Source organism: Schlegelella aquatica (assembly GCF_026013905.1).
Lineage (GTDB): Bacteria > Pseudomonadota > Gammaproteobacteria > Burkholderiales > Burkholderiaceae_C > Caldimonas > Caldimonas aquatica.
On the sequence record NZ_CP110257.1, the window covers coordinates 1,578,815 to 1,597,760 of the forward strand.

Annotated in this window: 18 protein-coding genes and 1 tRNA gene; 17 read left to right on the forward strand and 2 right to left on the reverse strand. The window is 66.5% G+C overall.

Annotated elements, in window-relative coordinates; genetic code table 11:
* Nucleotide 1 precedes the first annotated feature (1 nt).
* From OMP39_RS07095 to dusA, 3 genes are all read left to right on the forward strand, one after another.
* Nucleotides 2-1,111, forward strand: coding sequence for an enoyl-CoA hydratase/isomerase family protein (locus OMP39_RS07095; protein WP_264894282.1), 1,110 nt, complete (start codon nucleotides 2-4; stop codon nucleotides 1,109-1,111).
* 166 nt (nucleotides 1,112-1,277) lie between these two features.
* The gene (locus tag OMP39_RS07100) at nucleotides 1,278-2,111 is read left to right on the forward strand and encodes a hypothetical protein (protein WP_264894283.1); all 834 of its coding nucleotides are present in this window, start codon (nucleotides 1,278-1,280) and stop codon (nucleotides 2,109-2,111) included.
* Nucleotides 2,095-3,048: a tRNA dihydrouridine(20/20a) synthase DusA gene (gene dusA / locus OMP39_RS07105; RefSeq protein WP_264894284.1), complete on the forward strand. Its 954-nt coding sequence runs from the start codon at nucleotides 2,095-2,097 to the stop codon at nucleotides 3,046-3,048. Before OMP39_RS07100 ends, dusA begins: the two co-directional genes overlap by 17 nt.
* A 36-nt stretch (nucleotides 3,049-3,084) precedes the next feature.
* On the opposite strand, the gene OMP39_RS07110 is transcribed toward dusA, so the two are convergent.
* Complete coding sequence (locus OMP39_RS07110) at nucleotides 3,085-4,020, reverse strand: DMT family transporter (protein WP_342454886.1); 936 nt, start codon at nucleotides 4,018-4,020, stop codon at nucleotides 3,085-3,087.
* A gap of 106 nt (nucleotides 4,021-4,126) precedes the next feature.
* Nucleotides 4,127-5,437 (reverse strand): omega-aminotransferase AptA, encoded by a 1,311-nt coding sequence (gene aptA, locus OMP39_RS07115; RefSeq protein ID WP_264894285.1) that lies wholly within the window; start codon nucleotides 5,435-5,437, stop codon nucleotides 4,127-4,129.
* Between the two features lie 158 nt (nucleotides 5,438-5,595).
* On the opposite strand from aptA, the gene OMP39_RS07120 reads away from it, so the two are divergent.
* From OMP39_RS07120 to OMP39_RS07185, 14 genes are all read left to right on the forward strand, one after another.
* Nucleotides 5,596-6,078: an Lrp/AsnC family transcriptional regulator gene (locus OMP39_RS07120; RefSeq protein WP_264894286.1), complete on the forward strand. Its 483-nt coding sequence runs from the start codon at nucleotides 5,596-5,598 to the stop codon at nucleotides 6,076-6,078.
* Nucleotides 6,075-6,500: a gamma-glutamylcyclotransferase family protein gene (locus OMP39_RS07125; protein ID WP_264894287.1), complete on the forward strand. Its 426-nt coding sequence runs from the start codon at nucleotides 6,075-6,077 to the stop codon at nucleotides 6,498-6,500. The genes OMP39_RS07120 and OMP39_RS07125 overlap by 4 nt, the downstream gene beginning before the upstream one ends.
* A 234-nt stretch (nucleotides 6,501-6,734) precedes the next feature.
* Nucleotides 6,735-8,024 carry an isocitrate lyase gene (gene aceA, locus OMP39_RS07130; protein WP_264894469.1) on the forward strand — a complete coding sequence of 430 codons (1,290 nt, stop codon included), beginning with the start codon at nucleotides 6,735-6,737 and terminating at the stop codon, nucleotides 8,022-8,024.
* Nucleotides 8,025-8,371: 347 nt separating this feature from the next.
* On the forward strand, nucleotides 8,372-10,291 hold the full coding sequence (gene thrS / locus OMP39_RS07135) for a threonine--tRNA ligase (RefSeq protein WP_264894288.1): 1,920 nt from the start codon (nucleotides 8,372-8,374) through the stop codon (nucleotides 10,289-10,291).
* 101 nt (nucleotides 10,292-10,392) lie between these two features.
* Nucleotides 10,393-10,917: a translation initiation factor IF-3 gene (infC, locus tag OMP39_RS07140; RefSeq protein WP_264894289.1), complete on the forward strand. Its 525-nt coding sequence runs from the start codon at nucleotides 10,393-10,395 to the stop codon at nucleotides 10,915-10,917.
* Nucleotides 10,918-11,061: 144 nt separating this feature from the next.
* Nucleotides 11,062-11,265, forward strand: a complete 204-nt coding sequence (gene rpmI, locus OMP39_RS07145) for a 50S ribosomal protein L35 (RefSeq protein ID WP_264894290.1) — start codon at nucleotides 11,062-11,064, stop codon at nucleotides 11,263-11,265.
* A gap of 31 nt (nucleotides 11,266-11,296) precedes the next feature.
* Nucleotides 11,297-11,656 (forward strand): 50S ribosomal protein L20, encoded by a 360-nt coding sequence (gene rplT / locus OMP39_RS07150; RefSeq protein ID WP_264894291.1) that lies wholly within the window; start codon nucleotides 11,297-11,299, stop codon nucleotides 11,654-11,656.
* A 137-nt stretch (nucleotides 11,657-11,793) separates the two neighbouring features.
* Entirely contained in the window at nucleotides 11,794-12,831 is a 1,038-nt protein-coding gene (locus OMP39_RS07155) for a phenylalanine--tRNA ligase subunit alpha (protein WP_264894472.1), read from the forward strand.
* Between the two features lie 25 nt (nucleotides 12,832-12,856).
* Nucleotides 12,857-15,274 carry a phenylalanine--tRNA ligase subunit beta gene (pheT, locus tag OMP39_RS07160; RefSeq protein ID WP_264894292.1) on the forward strand — a complete coding sequence of 806 codons (2,418 nt, stop codon included), beginning with the start codon at nucleotides 12,857-12,859 and terminating at the stop codon, nucleotides 15,272-15,274.
* Between the two features lie 85 nt (nucleotides 15,275-15,359).
* Nucleotides 15,360-15,701 (forward strand): integration host factor subunit alpha, encoded by a 342-nt coding sequence (locus tag OMP39_RS07165; RefSeq protein ID WP_264894293.1) that lies wholly within the window; start codon nucleotides 15,360-15,362, stop codon nucleotides 15,699-15,701.
* Between the two features lie 34 nt (nucleotides 15,702-15,735).
* Entirely contained in the window at nucleotides 15,736-16,218 is a 483-nt protein-coding gene (locus OMP39_RS07170) for a MerR family transcriptional regulator (protein ID WP_264894294.1), read from the forward strand.
* Nucleotides 16,219-16,248: 30 nt separating this feature from the next.
* A tRNA-Pro gene (locus OMP39_RS07175) sits at nucleotides 16,249-16,325 on the forward strand.
* Nucleotides 16,326-16,524: 199 nt separating this feature from the next.
* Nucleotides 16,525-17,895: a sulfite dehydrogenase gene (soxC, locus tag OMP39_RS07180; protein WP_264894295.1), complete on the forward strand. Its 1,371-nt coding sequence runs from the start codon at nucleotides 16,525-16,527 to the stop codon at nucleotides 17,893-17,895.
* Nucleotides 17,879-18,922: a c-type cytochrome gene (locus tag OMP39_RS07185; RefSeq protein WP_264894297.1), complete on the forward strand. Its 1,044-nt coding sequence runs from the start codon at nucleotides 17,879-17,881 to the stop codon at nucleotides 18,920-18,922. Before soxC ends, OMP39_RS07185 begins: the two co-directional genes overlap by 17 nt.
* Nucleotides 18,923-18,946: the final 24 nt, after the last annotated feature.

Sequence of the window (18,946 nt, forward strand, 5' to 3'; positions counted from 1 at the left end):
CATGACTCTTGCTCTGGTGCATTCCGGCGGCCATGTGGAGGCCGACGTTCGCGAACGGGTCGGCGTGCTCACGCTTCGGCGACCGCAGGCTCTGAACGCATTGTCGCTGGGCATGATCCGCGACCTCACCACGGCACTGCTCGCGTGGCGGGACGATCCCTCCATCGCCGGGGTGTTCGTTCAGGGTGCATTGGAAGAGGGCAAGAGCGTGGCGTTCTGCGCAGGCGGCGACATCCGCTTCTTTCACCAGGCCGCGCTCGCCGGCGACCCCCGCCTGGAGGACTTCTTCACCGAGGAGTACTGGCTGAACCACCTCATCCACCGTTACCCCAAGCCCTACATCGCGTGGATGGATGGCGTGGTGATGGGCGGGGGCATGGGGATCAGCCAGGGCGCGCGCCTTCGCGTCGTCACCGAGCGCACGAAGATGGCGATGCCAGAGACCAACATCGGCCTGTTCCCCGACGTGGGCGGGGGTTGGTTCCTCGCCCGGTGCCCGGGACGGGTGGGCGAGTTCCTCGCCTTGACCGGGCAAGTGCTCGGTGCTGGCGATGCGGTGGAGTGGGGGCTGGCCGACGGCCATCTGCCCAGCACCGAGCGTGAGAGCTTCCTGGCCGCCCTCGTCGAGGCCTCTCGTGAAGGCGCCGACGCGCTGCTTCGGCAAGGCCGGGCTCTCCTGCACACAGACGCGCAGCGGGCGGTCGCCCTGCACCGCGAAGCGATCGACCGGTGCTTCGCCGAGGCGGACGTGCCATCGATCTACCGGGCGCTCGAGGCCGAAGGTTCCGAGTGGGCCCTGTCGGTGCTGGCGGCACTGCAGAAGCGTTCACCCCTGATGCAGGCGGTGACGCTCGAACAAGTCCGCCGCGCCCGCGGTATGTCGCTCGCCGAAGACCTGCGCATGGAACGCGACCTCGTCCGTCATTGTTTCCACCTGCGGCCGGGCGCGGCCAGCGAGACGGTGGAAGGCATTCGCGCACTCGCCGTGGACAAGGATCATGCCCCGCGCTGGAACCCCGCCACCATCGAGGGGGTGACGACGCAGACCGTGCAGGAGTTCTTCCGCAGCCCCTGGCCCGTCCACGCGCATCCTCTGAAGGACTTGGCGTAGGCCGCCCTCCGCGAAGACGGCCGTTCGACCGACTCGATCGCTGCAACATCCTGAAACTCCGGGCGCTTGCTCGGTGCTTTACGTTGCCGTCATGGACACATCCGTGAAGGGATGAGGGAGGGGGACTGGGCGCGAGCCGGGGAGGGTCGACGGACCGAGGATCGCTGTGCGCCAGTTGAAGGACGACCTGACCGCCTCTCTCATCGTGATGGCCGTACTCGGTGCGGTGACGGCCGTCATGCTCCTGCTGCAGGCTCATCAGGTCGTCCACAGTTTCGACTTGGTCCGCGACACCAATGCCATTGCCGGGCAGCCTCCCTGGTTCGGCGCGATCTCGAATCTTGGCATCCTTTCCTGGGCGGTGGCCGCGGCCTGGTACTGGTTCGCCTACGCCTTGGCACGGCCCCTGGCGCCGCCTGCCTTGCTCAGATGCTTGTGGCTCGGTGGCAGCTACTCGGCCTTCGCCTGCCTCGACGATCTTTTCATGATCCACGAGCATGCCGGCCAACTCGGCTTGCAGTCAGGCGAGAAGGTCGTCTTCGGCCTGCACGCGCTGTGGCTCGTCGTGTTCGTCGCGAGCACCTTGCCTCGCATCCGGAACTACCGGTGGCTCTTCCTCGGCCTCAGCCTGGCCTTCTTCGGCGGGAGCACCCTGGTCGATCTTGCGGGCATGAAGCTGGCCCCCGGGATGGACCACCGGGATGTCGTGCTCGTCGAAGAAGTGCAAAAGCTGGCCGGCATCGTGTTCTGGACCTTGTTCGCCATGACGACCAGCCGTGACGCGGTGCTGATCCTTCTGCGCCGCGCGACGCTGCACGGCGATCCGGCACGGGAGGGCAGGGGTATCCAGGCGACATCGCCCGCCCTGCCGGGCTCCAGGCGACAATCTGGGGTTTCCCTCATGGAAAGCCTCACGGATACGCCTCGTGTCGCCCCCACCTACTCATCGTCCGATCAACCCCTGGCGCCTGAGCGTGGCGCCCATGCTCGATTGGACTGACAGGCATTGCCGCTACTTCCACCGCCTGCTGACTCAGCGCACGCGCCTGTACACCGAGATGGTCACCACGGGTGCGCTGCTGCATGGCGACGTGCCGCGACACCTCGGGTTCGATGCGAGTGAGCACCCCGTGGCGCTGCAGCTCGGCGGCAGTGAGCCGGCCGACCTCGCCGTCTGTGCGCGGCTCGCGCAGCGGTGGGGCTACGACGAGATCAACCTCAACTGCGGTTGCCCCAGTGAGCGGGTGCAGCGCGGAGCCTTCGGGGCCTGCCTGATGAGAGAGCCGCAGCTCGTGGCCGATTGCGTGAAGGCCATGCGCGATGCGGTCAGCCTGCCCGTGACCGTCAAGCACCGCATCGGCATCGACCGTGTGGAGAGCTATGAGTTCGTGCGAGATTTCGTCGGCACCGTCGCCGATGCAGGGTGCGAGGTTTTCATCGTCCACGCGCGCAACGCCTGGTTGCAGGGCTTGAGCCCGAAGGAGAACCGCGAGATACCGCCCTTGCGTTACGAGATCGTGCGGCGGCTCAAGGAGGACTTCCCGCAGCTGACGATCGTTCTCAACGGCGGGTTGGTGAGCGGCGACCAGATCGAGGCCGAACTCGCCCGCGTGGACGGCGCCATGGTTGGCCGCCACGCCTACCACGAGCCCTATGCGCTCGCGGTATGGGATCAGCGCTTCTTCGGCGAGTCGCGGCCTCCCGTCGACAAAGACGAGGTCGAGGAGGCCATGGTGCGCTACTGCGAGCGGCAGCAGAGCCTGGGCGTGCCCTGGCCCCACGTGATGCGCCATGTGCTGGGGTTGCGCAACGGACAGCCGGGCGCCAGGCGTTGGCGCCAGGTGTGGTCGGACCACTCCCTCAAGCACCACAAGCCCGCCGAGGTCTGGCAGCGGGCGCAGGAGGCCCTCCGCGGGGCCCGTGCCCTCGTGGAGTGACCGGGCACGGTGAGGCGGCCGGGCAGGGCGGCCTCTTCAAGAGGCCCGGCGGCCGGACCACGTGGCGAGGATGACGCCGGCGAGTGCCAGGCCGAAGGCCACGGCGTGCAGCCCGGTGAATCGCTCGCCGAGGAGCCCGACACCGACGAGCGCGGTGCTCACCGGCAGCAGCACGGTGAACACACCCGCGGAGGCCGCGGGCACATGCTTCAGGCCCGTCATCCACAGCCACACGGTGATCATGCTGGCCGCCAACGAGTAGAAGACGAGCAGGCCCCAGGAGCCGGCACTCACCGCCGAGAAATCGAACTGCCAAGCCAGCGCCGCACCGAACGGCGTCACCAAGGCGAACCCCCACAGGTTCACGAGTGCGCTGATGCGCTTGGCAGACACATTGCCCGTCAATTGCTTGCCGATCACCACGTACAGCGCCTCGCAGCAGACAGCGGCGAACAGGAGCAGATTGCCTAGCAGGGACACCTGAGCTGCTCCGGCCTGCGCGTCGGACTTGCCCAGTGACAACAGGGCGATCCCCGCCACCGCACACGCGATGCCGAGCTTCACCGGCCCGGAGATCCGCTCCTTGAGCAGCGCCCACGAGAACACCGCCACGACAGCGGGAATGGCGGCCATGATTACCCCGGCCGCCAGCGCCGAGGTCATCGAGACGCCTAACAGCATGCACACCGAGAACAGGAAGTTCCCGAAGAACGACTCCCAGAACAGCAGCCACCGGTCGCGCCGGCTCAAGCGGCTTTCGCCGGGCTGTCGGCGCACCCAGCCCGCCATCGCGACGGCGGCGATGCCGAAGCGCAGCCAGGCCAGCAGCATCACAGGGAACACCGCCACCAGCAACTTGGACAGGCCGACATAACTGCCCACGAGCGCCATGCTCGAGGCCAGGCACGCATAGGACACCCAGGGAACCGTGGAGTGGGCGGAAGATGCGAGTGAACGAGACAGGAAAGGCATGGGCAAGGATGGTAGCGGCGCCGCAGCGCTCGTTCTTGGCGTGGAGGAGCTTCGCCGACCGCGCCTGCAGGGCCGGCGAAGCGGTGCGCGGCGCTATGGCCGCCGCTCAGGCCGCACGCTGAAGCGCACCTCGCAGCGTGTCGACGATCTGGTCGATCTGCGACTTCTCGATGATCAGGGGCGGCGACAGGGCAATCGTGTCTCCGGTCGTGCGGATCAGCACGCCGCGTTCCCAGCAATCGAGGAACACCTGGAACGCGCGCTTGGCCGGCTCCCCCGGGATGGGCTCGAGCTCGATCGCGCCGACGAGGCCGATGTTGCGGATGTCGATCACGCGCGGCAGCCCCTTGAGCGAGTGGACGGCATTCTCGAAGTAGGACTCGAGCTCCCCGCTGCCTCGCTCGAGCAGGCCCTCCTCGGCATAGGTATCCAACGTCCCGAGCCCGGCGGCGCAAGCGAGCGGGTGGGCGGAGTAGGTGTAGCCGTGGAAGAACTCGATGAGGTGCTCCGGACCCTGCATGAAGGTGTCGTGGATCTCCTGCTTCACGAACACCGCGCCCATCGGGACGCAGCCGTTGGTGATGCCCTTGGCCACGGTCATGATGTCCGGCGTGACGCCGAAGCGCTGCGCGGCGAAGGGGGTACCCAGCCGGCCGAAGCCGGTGATGACCTCGTCGAAGATGAGCAGGATGCCGTGCTTGTCGCAGATCTCGCGCAGCCGCTGAAGGTAGCCCTGGGGTGGGATCAGCACGCCGGTGGAGCCGGCCACCGGCTCCACGATGACAGCGGCGATCGTCGAGGCGTCATGCAAGGCGATCAGCCGTTCGAGGTCGTCGGCGAACTCCGCGCCGTGCGCCGGCTGACCGCGTGAGAACGCGTTGCGTTGGGGATCGTGCGTGTGCCGGATGTGATCCACGCCGGCCAGCAGCGTGCCGAACATCCGTCGGTTGGCCACGATCCCGCCCACCGAGATCCCGCCGAAGTTGACGCCGTGGTAGCCGCGCTCGCGCCCGATCAACCGCGTGCGCTGGCCCTCGCCGCGCACGCGGTGGTAGGCGATCGCCATCTTGAGTGCCGTCTCGACCGACTCGGAGCCCGAGTTGGTGTAGAAGACGCGGTTCAGTCCCGGCGGGGTGAGCTGCACCAGTCGTTCGGCCAACTCGAATGCTTTCGGATGGCCCATCTGGAAGGGCGGCGCATAGTCCATCTCGCCCGCCTGGGCGCGGATGGCCTCCACGATCCGCGGCCGCGCGTGGCCCGCATTGACGCACCACAGACCTGCGACGCCGTCGAGTACCTTGCGCCCATCCGGGGTGTAGTAGTGCATCCCCTCGGCGCGCGCCAGCAGACGGGGGGCTTTCTTGAACTGACGGTTGGCCGTGAAGGGCATCCAGTAAGCGTCGAACTCAGTGCGCATGCGCGTCTCCTGTCATCTCGGGCGGGGTCGTGGGGCACGCAAAGAGCGCCCCTCGAGGGAGTCTAGTGAGGCCGCCACGCAATGTGTGTGCGCGTTCGTACCGAGACGGCTCGCCCTACGCAATATCATTCGCAAAGGACCGTTCCCCACGACAGCCCATGCCGCCTGCTCGTCCCTCCACGCAACTCGATGCCATCGACCGGCAGATCCTGCAGATCCTGCAGCACGACGCCCGCCTGTCGAACCAGGAGCTCGCGCAACGGGTCCACCTTTCGCCTTCGGCGTGCCTGCGGCGGGTCAAGCGGCTGGAGGAGGAAGGGGGGATCGCACGCTATGTGGCCTTGCTCGACCCTCGCGCGGTCGGGCAGCCGGGCACGTCCTTCACCATCGTGAACCTGGAGCGCATCACCCCTGAGGCTATGAGCGCCTTCGAGGCGGCCGTGAAAGCCGAGCCGTCCATCCTCGACTGCTACTACGTGGCCGGCAGCAACGACTATCTCCTGCGGTTCACGTACCGGGATGCCGCCGACCTGGAGTCGTTCCATACCGAGGTCCTGGCTCGGCTGCCCGGGATCGTCCGGTCCAACTCGATGCTGGTGTTGCGCACGGTGAAGCGCACGACCGCCCTGGAGGTTCGATGACGGGTCCCCTTGCCCTTCACGTGCCCAGCGGCGTGGAGCACGTCTTCGTCTATGGAACCCTCCGCCGCGGCGGAGCGAACGACATCACTCGCTTGCAGCCTCCCCCTGTGTTCATCGGCATGGCGCGCCTGAGGGGCCGCATGTACGGCTTCGGCGGCTACCCCGGTGTCGTCCTCGACGACACGGCGGACTGGGTGGAAGGAGAGGTGTACCGGTTCGCCCCCGACCTCGAACCTGTGCTGGACGGCATCGAAGAGCTCTACCCCGAGCAGCGGGACGAATACCTGAAGCGGGTGGTGGACGTGGAGGTGGGGCGCCAGCGGCTGCGCTGCCTGGTCTACGAGCTCAATCCCCGCTACGCCGAAGGACGCGAGCCGCTTTCCCCCGGAGACTGGCTGCTGCATGCCTCGCATTGCGCATAGCGAGAAAAACGTTTCGTCATATGAGATGGGCCTCTGTTGCAGGGCAGCAAAATTTTCCAAGGTGGAAAAACCGCTTCCTCATTGCGAAATGCAAACGCTAAGTCCTTGAATTTCAAGAAAAATGAACTGACTCTTCTATAAGACATAAGTGTTCTCAGCGCGCGGGGAGCGCCTCTAAGCTATCGCCATCGAAATTGCTTTTCTTCTTAGGCACTGGAGGCGTTCATGACGAACCTGACTCGCGAGCAACAAGTGGCGGCCCTGGAGAAGGAGTGGGCCGAGAACCCCCGTTGGAAGGGCATCAAGCGCGGCTACACCGCGGCCGACGTGGTGCGCCTGCGCGGTTCGCTGCAGATCGAGCACACGCTGGCCAAGCGTGGGGCCGAGAAGCTGTGGAGCCTCGTCAACACCGAGCCCTTCGTGAACGCCCTCGGCGCGCTCACCGGCAACCAGGCCATGCAGCAGGTCAAGGCCGGCCTCAAGGCCATCTACCTGTCCGGCTGGCAGGTGGCCGGCGATGCGAACCTGGCCGGCGAGATGTACCCCGACCAGTCGCTGTACCCGGCCAACTCGGTGCCGGCCGTCGTGCGTCGCATCAACAATACCTTCCAGCGCTGCGACCAGATCCAGTGGTCTGAAGGCAAGAACGATGTCGACTACTTCGCCCCCATCGTGGCCGACGCGGAAGCGGGCTTCGGCGGCGTGCTGAACGCGTTCGAGCTGATGAAGGCCATGATCGAGGCCGGTGCGGCCGGTGTGCACTTCGAGGACCAGCTGGCCTCCGTGAAGAAGTGCGGCCACATGGGCGGCAAAGTGCTCGTGCCGACCCGTGAGGCCGTCAGCAAGCTCGTCGCGGCCCGTCTGGCGGCCGATGTCATGGGCGTGCCCACTGTGCTGATCGCGCGCACCGACGCCGAGGCCGCCGACCTCATCACGAGCGACATCGACGACAACGACAAGCCGTTCTGCACCGGTGAGCGCACGGTGGAAGGTTTCTTCCGCACCAAGCCCGGCCTCGAGCAGGCCGTCTCGCGCGGCCTGGCCTACGCGCCGTACGCCGACATGATCTGGTGCGAGACCGGCAAGCCCGACCTGGTGTACGCGAAGAAGTTCGCCGAGGCGATCCACAAGCAGTTCCCCGGCAAGCTCCTGGCCTACAACTGCTCGCCGTCGTTCAACTGGAAGAAGAACCTGGACGACGCCACCATCGCCAAGTTCCAGCGCGAGCTGGGCGCGATGGGCTACAAGTTCCAGTTCATCACGCTGGCCGGCTTCCACAGCCTGAACTACTCGATGTTCGAGCTGGCCTACGGCTATGCCCGCAACCAGATGAGCGCCTTCGTCGAGCTGCAGGAGAAGGAATTCGCCGCCGCCGAAAAGGGCTTCACTGCCGTCAAGCACCAGCGCGAGGTGGGCACCGGCTACTTCGATGCCGTCACCACCACCATCGAGCGCGAGGCCTCCACGGCCGCGCTCAAGGGCTCGACCGAGGACGAGCAGTTCTTCGACAAGAAGCACGGCTGATCCTCGACCTCCGTCTCCTGCTTCGGCGGCTTCGCGCCGCCCCAGCTGTGAGAAGCTCCAACCGCATCTCGTGGATGCTTTGCCCGGCCGGCCTTGCGCCCGCCGGGCTTTTTTTGCGGTGCGCAAGACGCCCCGCTACAATAGGCACCGTACATCCACCTGCAGCAAGAGCGAGAAAGGCACCACGGGTTATGACACCGCGAACTACCACCTTCTTCATCAAGGAGTAGTGGTCACCGCGGCGTGCCTGGCTGGTTCTTGCCTGCCCCCTACAAGAAGCGCGGTGCACCCACCGCGCTTTTTTGTTGTCCGCTCGTCGCGGCGAGCGACGGATCGAGAGGTCATCGATGGTTTCTGTGCAGCTTCCCGACGGTTCCAAACGTGAATATCCCGGCCCGGTGACGGTGGCCGAGGTGGCCGCTTCCATCGGGCCGGGCCTGGCGAAGGCGGCGCTCGCCGGGCGCATCGGCCACGGGCAGGAGGCCCGGCTGGTGGACACCAGCTACCGCATCGAGCAGGACACGGCGCTGGCCATCGTGACCGACAAGGACCCCGACGGCCTGGAGATCATTCGTCACTCGACGGCGCACCTGTTGGCGTACGCGGTCAAGGAGCTGTTCCCCGACGCGCAGGTGACCATCGGCCCGGTCATCGAGAACGGCTTCTACTACGACTTCGCGTACAAGCGGCCGTTCACGCCCGAGGACTTGTCGGCCATCGAGAAGAAGATGGCCGAGCTCGCCAAGAAGGACGAGAAGGTCGAGCGCCGCGTGCTCCCGCGCGACGAGGCGGTACGCTACTTCAAGGAGCTGGGCGAGCACTACAAGGCCGAGATCATCGAAAGCATCCCGTCCGGTGAGGAGGTCTCTCTCTATCGAGAGGGGAAGTTCGAGGACCTGTGCCGGGGCCCCCACGTGCCGAGCACGGGTAAGCTGAAGCACTTCAAGCTGATGAAGGTGGCCGGCGCCTACTGGCGCGGCGACCATCGCAACGAGCAGCTGCAGCGCATCTACGGCACCGCCTGGGCCACCAAGGAGGAGCTGCAGCAGTACCTGCACATGCTGGAAGAGGCTGAGAAGCGGGATCATCGCCGGCTCGGCAGGGAGCTCGACCTGTTCCACATCGACGATCACGCTCCGGGCGTCGTGTTCTGGCACCCCCGAGGCTGGGCGGTCTGGCAGGAGGTCGAGCAGTACATGCGGCGTGTCTACCGTGACAACGGCTACCAGGAGGTCAAGGGGCCGCAGCTGCTGGACAAGACGCTGTGGGAGAAGACCGGCCACTGGGATAAGTACCGCGAGAACATGTTCGTCACGGAGTCGGAAAAGCGCGACTACGCGCTCAAGCCGATGAACTGCCCGGGCCATGTGCTGATCTACAAGCAGGGCGTCAAGAGCTACCGCGACCTGCCGCTGCGCTACGGCGAATTCGGGCAGTGCCACCGCAACGAGCCGACGGGCGGCCTGCATGGCATCATGCGCGTGCGCGGCTTCACGCAGGACGACGGGCACATCTTCTGCACCGAGGACCACATCCTGCCCGAGTGCGAGGCCTTCACGACGCTGCTGCAGAGGGTCTACCGGGACTTCGGTTTCACCGAGATCATCTACAAGGTCGCGACGCGCCCGGCGGCCCGCATCGGGTCGGACGAGCTCTGGGACAAGGCGGAGCACGCCTTGATGGAGTCGCTGCGACGCAGCGGTTGCGAATTCACGGTCGCGCCTGGCGACGGAGCGTTCTACGGTCCGAAGATCGAGTACACCCTCAAGGACGCCATCGGCCGCCAGTGGCAGTGCGGCACCATGCAGGTGGACTTCAACCTCGCCGAGCGTCTGGACGCCGAGTACGTGGGCGAAGACGGTGCCCGCCACCGGCCCGTGGTGCTCCACCGGGCCATCGTCGGGAGCCTGGAGCGCTTCATCGGCATCCTGATCGAGCAGCACGCCGGCGCCTTGCCCGTGTGGCTGGCCCCGGTGCAGGCGACGGTGCTCAACATCACCGATGCCCAAGCCGAATATGCTGCCCAGGTGACCAAAACGCTGCGGAATCAAGGACTTAGGGTCGAATGCGATTTGCGCAACGAAAAGATCACGTATAAAATCCGGGAGCATTCCCTGCAAAAGGTGCCGTTCATCCTTGTCGTCGGTGACAAGGAAAAGGAAGCCGGCACCGTTGCCGTGCGTGCCCGGGGCAACCAAGATCTGGGCACCATGTCGGTGGATGCGTTTTCCCAGAGGATTGCGAGCGACATTGCCCAGAGGATCTGAGCCGGCCGGTGCTCGGGTGGGCAAGGTCGCTTGAGTTGTTTTTGTTTTTTGGGGCGGTACCCCAGAGGAACTGAGCCATCGCTACTTTCGTCGACCGTAGAGTGCCCAACGTCGAGCGCAAGCACCGTCTGAACCGGGAGATCACCGCGCCTGAGGTGCGGTTGAACGGGCCGGACAACGAGCCGCTCGGCATCGTGAGCTTGCAGGAAGCCCTGCGCCTGGCGGGCGAGTACGACGTGGATCTGGTCGAGATTGCGCCCACGGCCAGTCCGCCGGTGTGCCGGCTGATGGACTACGGCAAGTTCAAGTACCAGGAGCAGAAGAAGGCGGCGGAGGCCAAGGCCAAGCAGCACGTCATCGACATCAAGGAGGTGAAGTTCCGCCCGGGTACCGACGAAGCCGACTACCAGATCAAGCTGCGCAATCTGCGCCGCTTCCTGGAAGAGGGCGACAAGGGCAAAGTGACTCTGCGCTTCCGTGGCCGTGAGATCACTCACCAGGAGCTCGGGATGCGGCTGCTGGAGCGGGTGCGCGACGACCTGGCCGATGTGAGCGTCGTCGAGCACATGCCCAAGCTGGAGGGCCGGCAGATGGTGATGGTGCTGGCGCCGAAGAAGCGCAAGTGAGCCAGTAAGCGCAAGTAAGAATCGGCCCCGCGAGGGGCGATCCGCAGTCGGTCTGGTCGCCGGCTGCGGCCACAAGTGGCCCGGGGCCGGCAAGACCGCGAGAGGTTCGCGGCGCCTCACGGGCACAAAGTAGCAGGAGCAGTCATGCCCAAGATGAAGACCAAGAAGAGCGCGGCCAAGCGGTTTCGCGTTCGTCCGGGTGGGACCGTCAAGCGCGGTCAGGCGTACAAGCGTCACATCCTCACGAAGAAGTCCACGACCCGCAAGCGCCATCTGCGCGGTGCGGCCAACGTGCACGAGACCAATCTGGGCCACGTCGCTCAGATGATGCCTTTCGCCGGTCTCTGAGCCCCGGCTTCTACGCTTGAAGGAGTAAGACATGCCTCGCGTCAAACGTGGTGTCACCGCCCGCGCCCGGCACAAGAAGGTGCTGGCCCTGGCCAAGGGTTTCCGTGGCCGTCGCAAGAACGTATTCCGCGTCGCCAAACAGGCGGTGATGAAGGCGGGCCAGTACGCCTATCGTGACCGCCGTGCGAAGAAGCGTGAGTTCCGCCGCCTGTGGATCGCCCGTATCAATGCGGCGTCCCGCGAGCTGGGCCTGAGCTACAGCAAGTTCATGAATGGCCTGAAGAAGGCGTCGATCGAGATCGATCGCAAGGTCCTGGCGGACCTGGCGGTCAACGATCCGGCCGCTTTTGGCAGCCTCGTGGCGAAGGTGAAGGCTCAACTGGCTGCGTGATCGCCCCGCGCCGGGTGTGAGGCCCGGTGCGTCGTGCCGCCGAAGACTGCGGCAAGCAGAAAAAGGCCGACACCTGTTCGGCCTTTTTTTATGTCGGAACTCCCCGGGCCCTGCGCCTCGGGCAAGACGTGCGAATGATGAACGAGCTCGATCAACTGGTCGCTGCAGCGCAGGCGGACTTTGCGGCAGCGGCAACGCCCGCCCAACTCGAGAATGCGAAGGCGCGATATCTCGGAAAGGCCGGCCGCATCACCGAGCACCTGAAAGCTTTGGCCGCCTTGTCGCCGGAGGACAAGAAGGCCCAAGGTGCAGCGGTCAATGCCGCCAAACAGCGCATCGAGGCAGCCTTGACGGCACGCCGGCAGCAGTTGGCCGAGGCCGAACTGCAGGCCCAACTCGAGGCCGAGGCGCTCGACGTGACCTTGCCCGGCCGGCGCCGCGGCATGGGCGGCTTGCACCCGGTGACCCGAACGATGGAGCGCATCGAGCAGATCTTCGGCTCGATGGGCTTCGACGTGGCCGATGGTCCGGAGATCGAGGCCGACTGGTTCAACTTCACGGCCCTCAACACGCCCGAGGACCATCCCGCGCGCTCGATGCACGACACCTTCTATGTGGAAGGGGGGCATCTGCTGCGCACGCACACGAGCCCCATGCAGATCCGCTATGCGGTCCAGCACGTGAAGAAGCACCGTGCGGTGCTCGATGCGGGCGGTTCGATGCCGGACATCCGCGTGATCGCCCCCGGCCGCACCTACCGGGTGGACAGCGACGCGACGCACTCGCCGATGTTCCACCAGGTCGAGGGGCTGTGGGTCGGCGAGAACGTGAGCTTCAAGGATCTCAAGTCCGTCTATGTGAGCTTCCTGCGCGAGTTCTTCGAGACGGACGACATGCGTATTCGCTTTCGCCCGAGCTACTTCCCGTTCACGGAGCCGAGTGCCGAGATCGACATGATGTTCAACACCGGGCCGCTCAAGGGCCGGTGGCTCGAGGTGTCGGGCTCGGGGCAGGTCCATCCGCAGGTGATTCGCAACATGGGCCTCGACCCGGAGCGCTATATCGGCTTTGCCTTCGGCTCCGGCATCGACCGGCTGGCGATGCTGCGCTACGGCGTGAACGACCTGCGCCTGTTCTTCGACGGCGATCTGCGCTTCCTGTCGCAGTTCAAGTGATCCACGAGAGGGAAGGAACGGATCGATGCAATTCCCAGAATCCTGGTTGCGCGAGTTCTGCAACCCGCCGATCGGCACGCAGGAGCTGGCCGATCTGCTCACGATGGCCGGGCTGGAGGTGGAGGAACTGCGGCCGGTGGCGCCGCCGTTCTCGCAGGTCGTCATCGCGCGCGTGCTGGAGGTGGCCAAGCACCCGAACGCCGACCGCCTGAACGTCTGCCAAGTCGATGCGGGCACGGGCCAGACGTTGCAGATCGTCTGTGGCGCACCGAACGTGCGTGCGGGCATCAAGGTGCCGTGCGCGCTGGTGGGCGCCGAGTTGCCTCCGGGCGAGGACGGCAAGCCCTTCCAGATCCAGCTGGGCAAGCTGCGCGGCGTCGAAAGCCAGGGGATGCTGTGCTCGGCCCGCGAGCTCAAGCTCTCCGAGGACCACGGCGGTCTGCTGATCCTGCCGGAGGAGGCTCCGGTCGGACAGAACCTGCGCGAGTACCTGAGGCTCGACGACACGCTCTTCACGCTCAAGCTCACGCCGAACCTGGCGCATGCGCTGAGCGTCCACGGCATCGCTCGTGAAGTCTCGGCGCTGACGGGTGCGCCGCTGAAGTCGCCGTCGTTCACGCCGGCCGAGGTCACGCATGACCAGGTGCTGCCTGTGCGCATCGAGGCGCCGGACCTGTGCGGGCGGTTTTCCGGCCGCGTGATCCGCAACGTGAACACGCGGGTGCGCACGCCGGCCTGGATGATCGAGCGCCTGGAGCGCTGCGGCCAGCGCTCGGTCTCGCCGCTGGTGGACATCTCGAACTACGTGATGTTCGAGCTGGGACGGCCGTCGCATATCTTCGACCTGGGCAAGATCCAGGGGGGTCTGGCGGTGCGCTGGGCCCGTAAGGGCGAGACGCTCGAATTGCTCAACGGCAACACCGTGGAGCTGGACGAGCAGGTCGGCGTGATCGCGGACGACAAGGCGGTCGAGTCGCTCGCGGGCATCATGGGCGGCGAGGCGACCGCGGTGTCGGACAGCACCCGCGACATCTACCTCGAGGCGGCCTTCTGGTGGCCGGAGGCGGTGGCGGGGCGTTCGCGTCGGTTCAACTTCTCGACCGACGCCGGTCACCGCTTCGAGCGCGGCGTGGATCCGGCCACCACGGTGGAGCACATCGAGCGCATCACCCAGCTCATCTTGCAGATCTGCGGCGGCGAGGCCGGCCCGATCGACGACCACGTGGTCAACCTGCCGCAGCGTACGCCCGTGACGCTGCGGGTCGATCGTGCCTCGAAGGTGATCGGCATGCCGGTGACCCAGGAGCAGTGCGCGGGCGTGTTCCGCCGGCTGGGCCTGGAGTTCGTCGAGGAGCCGGGGCGCCTCACGGTGACTCCTCCGAGCTGGCGCTTCGACCTGCGCATCGAGGAGGACTTGATCGAGGAGGTGATCCGTGTGCTGGGCTACCAGCACCTGCCGGACACCCCGCCGATCGCACCGGTGGTGCCGCGCACCCGTCCGGAGCGGCAGCGCGGCCTGCACGCCGTGCGGCACGCGCTCGCCGCGCTGGACTACCAGGAGACGGTCAACTTCAGCTTCGTGGAGGATCGCTGGGAACGCGACTTCGCGGGCAACGACCGGCCGATCCAGCTGCTCAACCCGATCGCCAGCAACCTGAGCGTGATGCGTTCGTCGCTGATCGGCAGCCTCGTGCAGGTGCTGCGGTTCAACCTCGCGCGCAAGGCCAGCCGTGTGCGGGTGTTCGAGATCGGCCGGGTGTTCCTGCGCGACGCTGCCGTGCCGGAGAGCGACACCACGGTGGCCGGCGTGGCGCAGCCGCTGCGCGTGTGCGCTCTGGCCTATGGACCGGCGCTGCCCTTGCAGTGGGGGTGCGACGATCGCCTGGTCGACTTCTACGACGTCAAGGGCGATCTGGAGCAACTCTTCGCACCGCGTGCCGTCACGCTGCAGAAGGCCGAGCATCCGGCGCTCCATCCTGGCCGTTCGGCCGCGGTGTGGGTGGAAGGGCGGTGCGTGGGGCATGTGGGCGAGCTGCACCCGCGATGGAAGCAGGCCTATGAGCTCCCGCACGCCCCGCTGGTGTTCGAGCTGGATGCGCAGGCGGTGAGCGAGCGGTCCGTCCCACAGTACCGTCCGATCCCGAGGCAGCAGTCGGTCTGGCGCGACATCGCCGTCATCGTCAGGGAGTCGGTCACCCACGATGCCCTGATGGCCGCGGTGGAGGCGGCCGACGCCCAGGGCTTGGTGCGGGGTGCGACACTGTTCGACATCTACAAGCCGAAAGACACCACACCCGAGATCGGGGCCGGCGAGCGCAGCCTCGCGCTGCGCCTGGAACTGCTCGACGAGGAGGCGACGCTGACCGACGAGCGGATCGAGGCGGCCGTCCAGGCGGTGGTGGGGTCGTTGGCGACCCGGGTGGGCGCGCGTCTACGAGGGTGAGGGCAGGGCAGCGGTCGGCCGCCATGGACCGGCCCGACCCGCCGCCCGAGGTCGCCGCGAGGGCGATGAGACAAGGAGCGAAGCGATGGACCGAGTCATCCTGCCGTCGATCGAGACCCCGACCTTGACCAAGGCGGAGTTGGCGGACTTGCTGTTCGAGCGGCTGGGCCTCAACAAGCGGGAATCGAAGGACATGGTGGAGGCGTTCTTCGAGATCATCCACGAGAGCCTCGTGCGCGGCGAGGAGGTGAAGCTGTCCGGCTTCGGCAACTTCCAGATCCGGCGCAAGGCGCCGCGCCCGGGCCGCAACCCGCGCACAGGGGAGACCATCCCGATCAAGGCGCGCAACGTCGTGACCTTCCACGCCAGCCACAAGCTCAAGGGGGTTGTCCAAGGCGAGATACCGCCCGGGGGAGACTTCGAGTAAAGTCTAGGAATCTTGCCCAACCTCGTTGATTTCAATGGAGAAAGCGCTTCCAGCGATCCCGGCCAAGCGCTACTTCACCATCGGTGAAGTCAGCGAGCTGTGCGGCGTGAAACCGTACGTCCTGCGCTACTGGGAGCAGGAGTTCACGCAGCTCAAGCCGATGAAGCGGCGGGGCAATCGCCGTTACTACCAGCACCACGAGGTGCTGCTGATCCGTCGCATCCGAGAACTTCTGTACGAACAGGGGTTCACGATCAGCGGTGCCCGCAATCAGTTGGCCGAGACGGGCCACAGCGCGCGCGGGATGGCCGCTGCGAGTGCCGAGCTGCCGCGGGTGGCTGCAGACACGGCGCCCGAGGCTGCGATCGAAGGAGCGGGGGTGACAGCGGACGCGGCGCGCCCGGCGGCCGCCCTTGCGGTGAGCGCGGCGGCCGCCGTGCCGGTGGCAGCGACACGGGTGAGCGTGCCCGATCTGCGCGAGGAACTGATGGCGATCCGGGAGCTCTTGGCGGTTTGAAGAAGTTGCCCCTATAATCAAAGGCTTCGTCGGGGTGTAGCGCAGCCTGGTAGCGCACTTGCATGGGGTGCAAGGGGTCGCGAGTTCGAATCCCGCCACCCCGACCATTTGATCTGAGACGGCCGGCCGTTGTGCATGCAACGGCCGGCCGTTTGTTTTTTGCTCGTCGCGTTCTCCGCCGGTTCTTGCGGGTTCGCTCCTTGACCCCGGGTAAGCCCGGACGGGCCGCCCTCGGATCGGGCTATATATTCGCGGTTGCGAATATAAGTCTGGGCGCAGATTGCGCCCGTCCATCGAGGAGTACTTGTGGATCCGAAGCCAGCTTCCGGGCGCATTCTCAAAGCGCCGGAGAACTTCATCGACCCAAGCGGAGTGAAGCAGGTGTTTGCCGAGGCGCGGCAGGGCCGTCGGGACTTCATCCGCCGGGCGTTCGCGGCCGCCTCGGCTGCGGTGGGGGGCGCCGCCGTCGCGTCCAGCAACCCGGTGCCGGCCACCGGCGGGGATCCGAACATCCTGGAATTGCCGGAGCACAGCAAGGCCTTGGGGCAGCCCGTCGTCACGCGCGGCTACGGCTTGCCCTCCAAGTACGAGGCCAATGTGCAGCGCCGCCAGAGCCCGGGTTTGACGCAAACGACCCAGGCCTCGGTCTCGTTCGCTCCCTTGCAGTCGCTGTTCGGCATCGTGACGCCCAGCGGGCTGCACTTCGAGCGCCATCACCAGGGCTGGTGGGACATCGACCCGTCGAAGCACCGGCTGATGATCAACGGCTCGGACCCCAAGCTGCTGAAGACGCCGATGGTGTTCACCATGGACGAGCTGATGCGTCTGCCGAGCGTCTCGCGCTTCCACTTCATCGAGTGCGGGGCGAACACCGGGATGGAGTGGGGCAACGTCGCTGTGCCGACGGTGCAGTACACGCACGGCATGCTCAGTTGCAGCGAGTTCACGGGCGTGCCCCTGCGTGTGCTGCTGGACATGGCGGGGGTCGATTACAAGCGCGCCCGCTTCGTACTGGCAGAGGGCGCCGACGGCTCCTCGATGACGCGCACGATTCCGATGTCGCTCGTGGAGTCCGGTGAGGTGCTGGTGGCCTATGGGCAGAACGGCGAGATGCTGCGCCCCGAGAACGGCTACCCGTTGCGGTTGGTGGTGCCTGGCGTGCAAGGCGTGAGCTGGGTCAAGTATCTGCGCCGCCTGGAGGTGGGGGACCAGCCCTACGGCAGCAAGGACGAAGTGCTGCATTACGTGGACCTGATGCCGGACGGCACGCACCGGCAGTACACGAGCATCCAGGAGGTCAAGAGCGTGGTCACGACGCCTTCGGGCGGGCAGGTGCTGCTGGACAAGGGGTACTACTGCATCACGGGCCTGGCGTGGTCGGGCCGGGGCAAGATCGTTCGAGTGGATGTGTCGGTCGATGGCGGGCGCAACTGGCGGCAGGCGCGCCTGGAGCAGCCGGTGATGAGCAAGTGCCTCACTCGCTTCAACCTCGACTGGGTGTGGGATGGCAAGCCGGCACTCATCCAGAGTCGCGCGGTCGACGAGACCGGCCATGTGCAGCCGACCTACCGCCAACTGCGGGGCGTGCGCGGCTCCCGCTCTATCTACCACAACAACGCCATCCAGACGTGGCTCGTGCAGGAAGGCGGGGAGGTGAAGAATGTCCAGCTTTCGTAAGGCGCTGTTGCTGGCCCTCGCGGTCGGGGCCACTGCGGCGGTGGCGGCCGAGCCGGCGCGCTTCGTCGGGATCGGCCGTGCCGCGACCCCGCAAGAGGTCGCTGCCTGGGACATCGACGTGCGCCCCGATTTCAAGGGGCTGCCGCGGGGCAGCGGCTCGGTGAACCGAGGCATGGAGGTGTGGGAAGCGAAGTGCGCGGGCTGCCACGGCGTCTTCGGCGAGAGCAACGAGGTCTTCACGCCCATCGTCGGTGGCACCAGCGCCGAGGACGTGCGTACGGGACGGGTGGCCCGCCTGAAGGACAACAGCTACCCCGGGCGCACGACAATGATGAAACTCGCCACCGTCTCGACGCTGTGGGACTACATCCACCGCGCGATGCCGTGGACGGCGCCGAAGTCGCTGAGCGTGGAGGAGGTGTATGCGGTGACGGCGTACATCCTTCATCTCGGCGGGGTGGTGCCCGAAGACTTCGTCCTCTCGGACCGCAATATCGCCGAGGTGCAGGCGCGGCTGCCCAACCGCAACGGGATGCAGACTCAGCACGGCATGTGGCCGGGCAAGGAGATCGGCCACGGCAAGCCCGACGTGCAGGGCACCAACTGCATGCGCAACTGCCCCGTCGAGCCCAAGGTGGCTTCCTTCCTGCCCGATCATGCGCGCAACGCCCACGGCAACCTCGCCGACCAGAACCGTCTGGTCGGGGCGCAGCGCGGCGCGCAGACCGCCCCCGTCGCGCAGCCGAGCCCGGCAGCCGCCGCGGCCGCGCGGGCGCAGGACGTCGGGGCGCTGCTGCGCAAGCACGCCTGCGTCGCTTGCCATGGGGTGGATCAGAAGATCGTGGGCCCGGCGCTGCGAGAGGTGGCGGCGCGGTATGCCGATCGCTCGGACGCGGCCACCTACCTGGCCGCCCGCATACGCTCCGGCGGGTCTGGCGTGTGGGGCGCGGTGCCGATGCCTCCGCAGGCCCTGCCGGAGGCCGATGCGCTGGCCATTGGACAGTGGCTGGCCCAGGGCGCCAAGTAGCAGCCCGTGCGGCCGCCCTGCGTC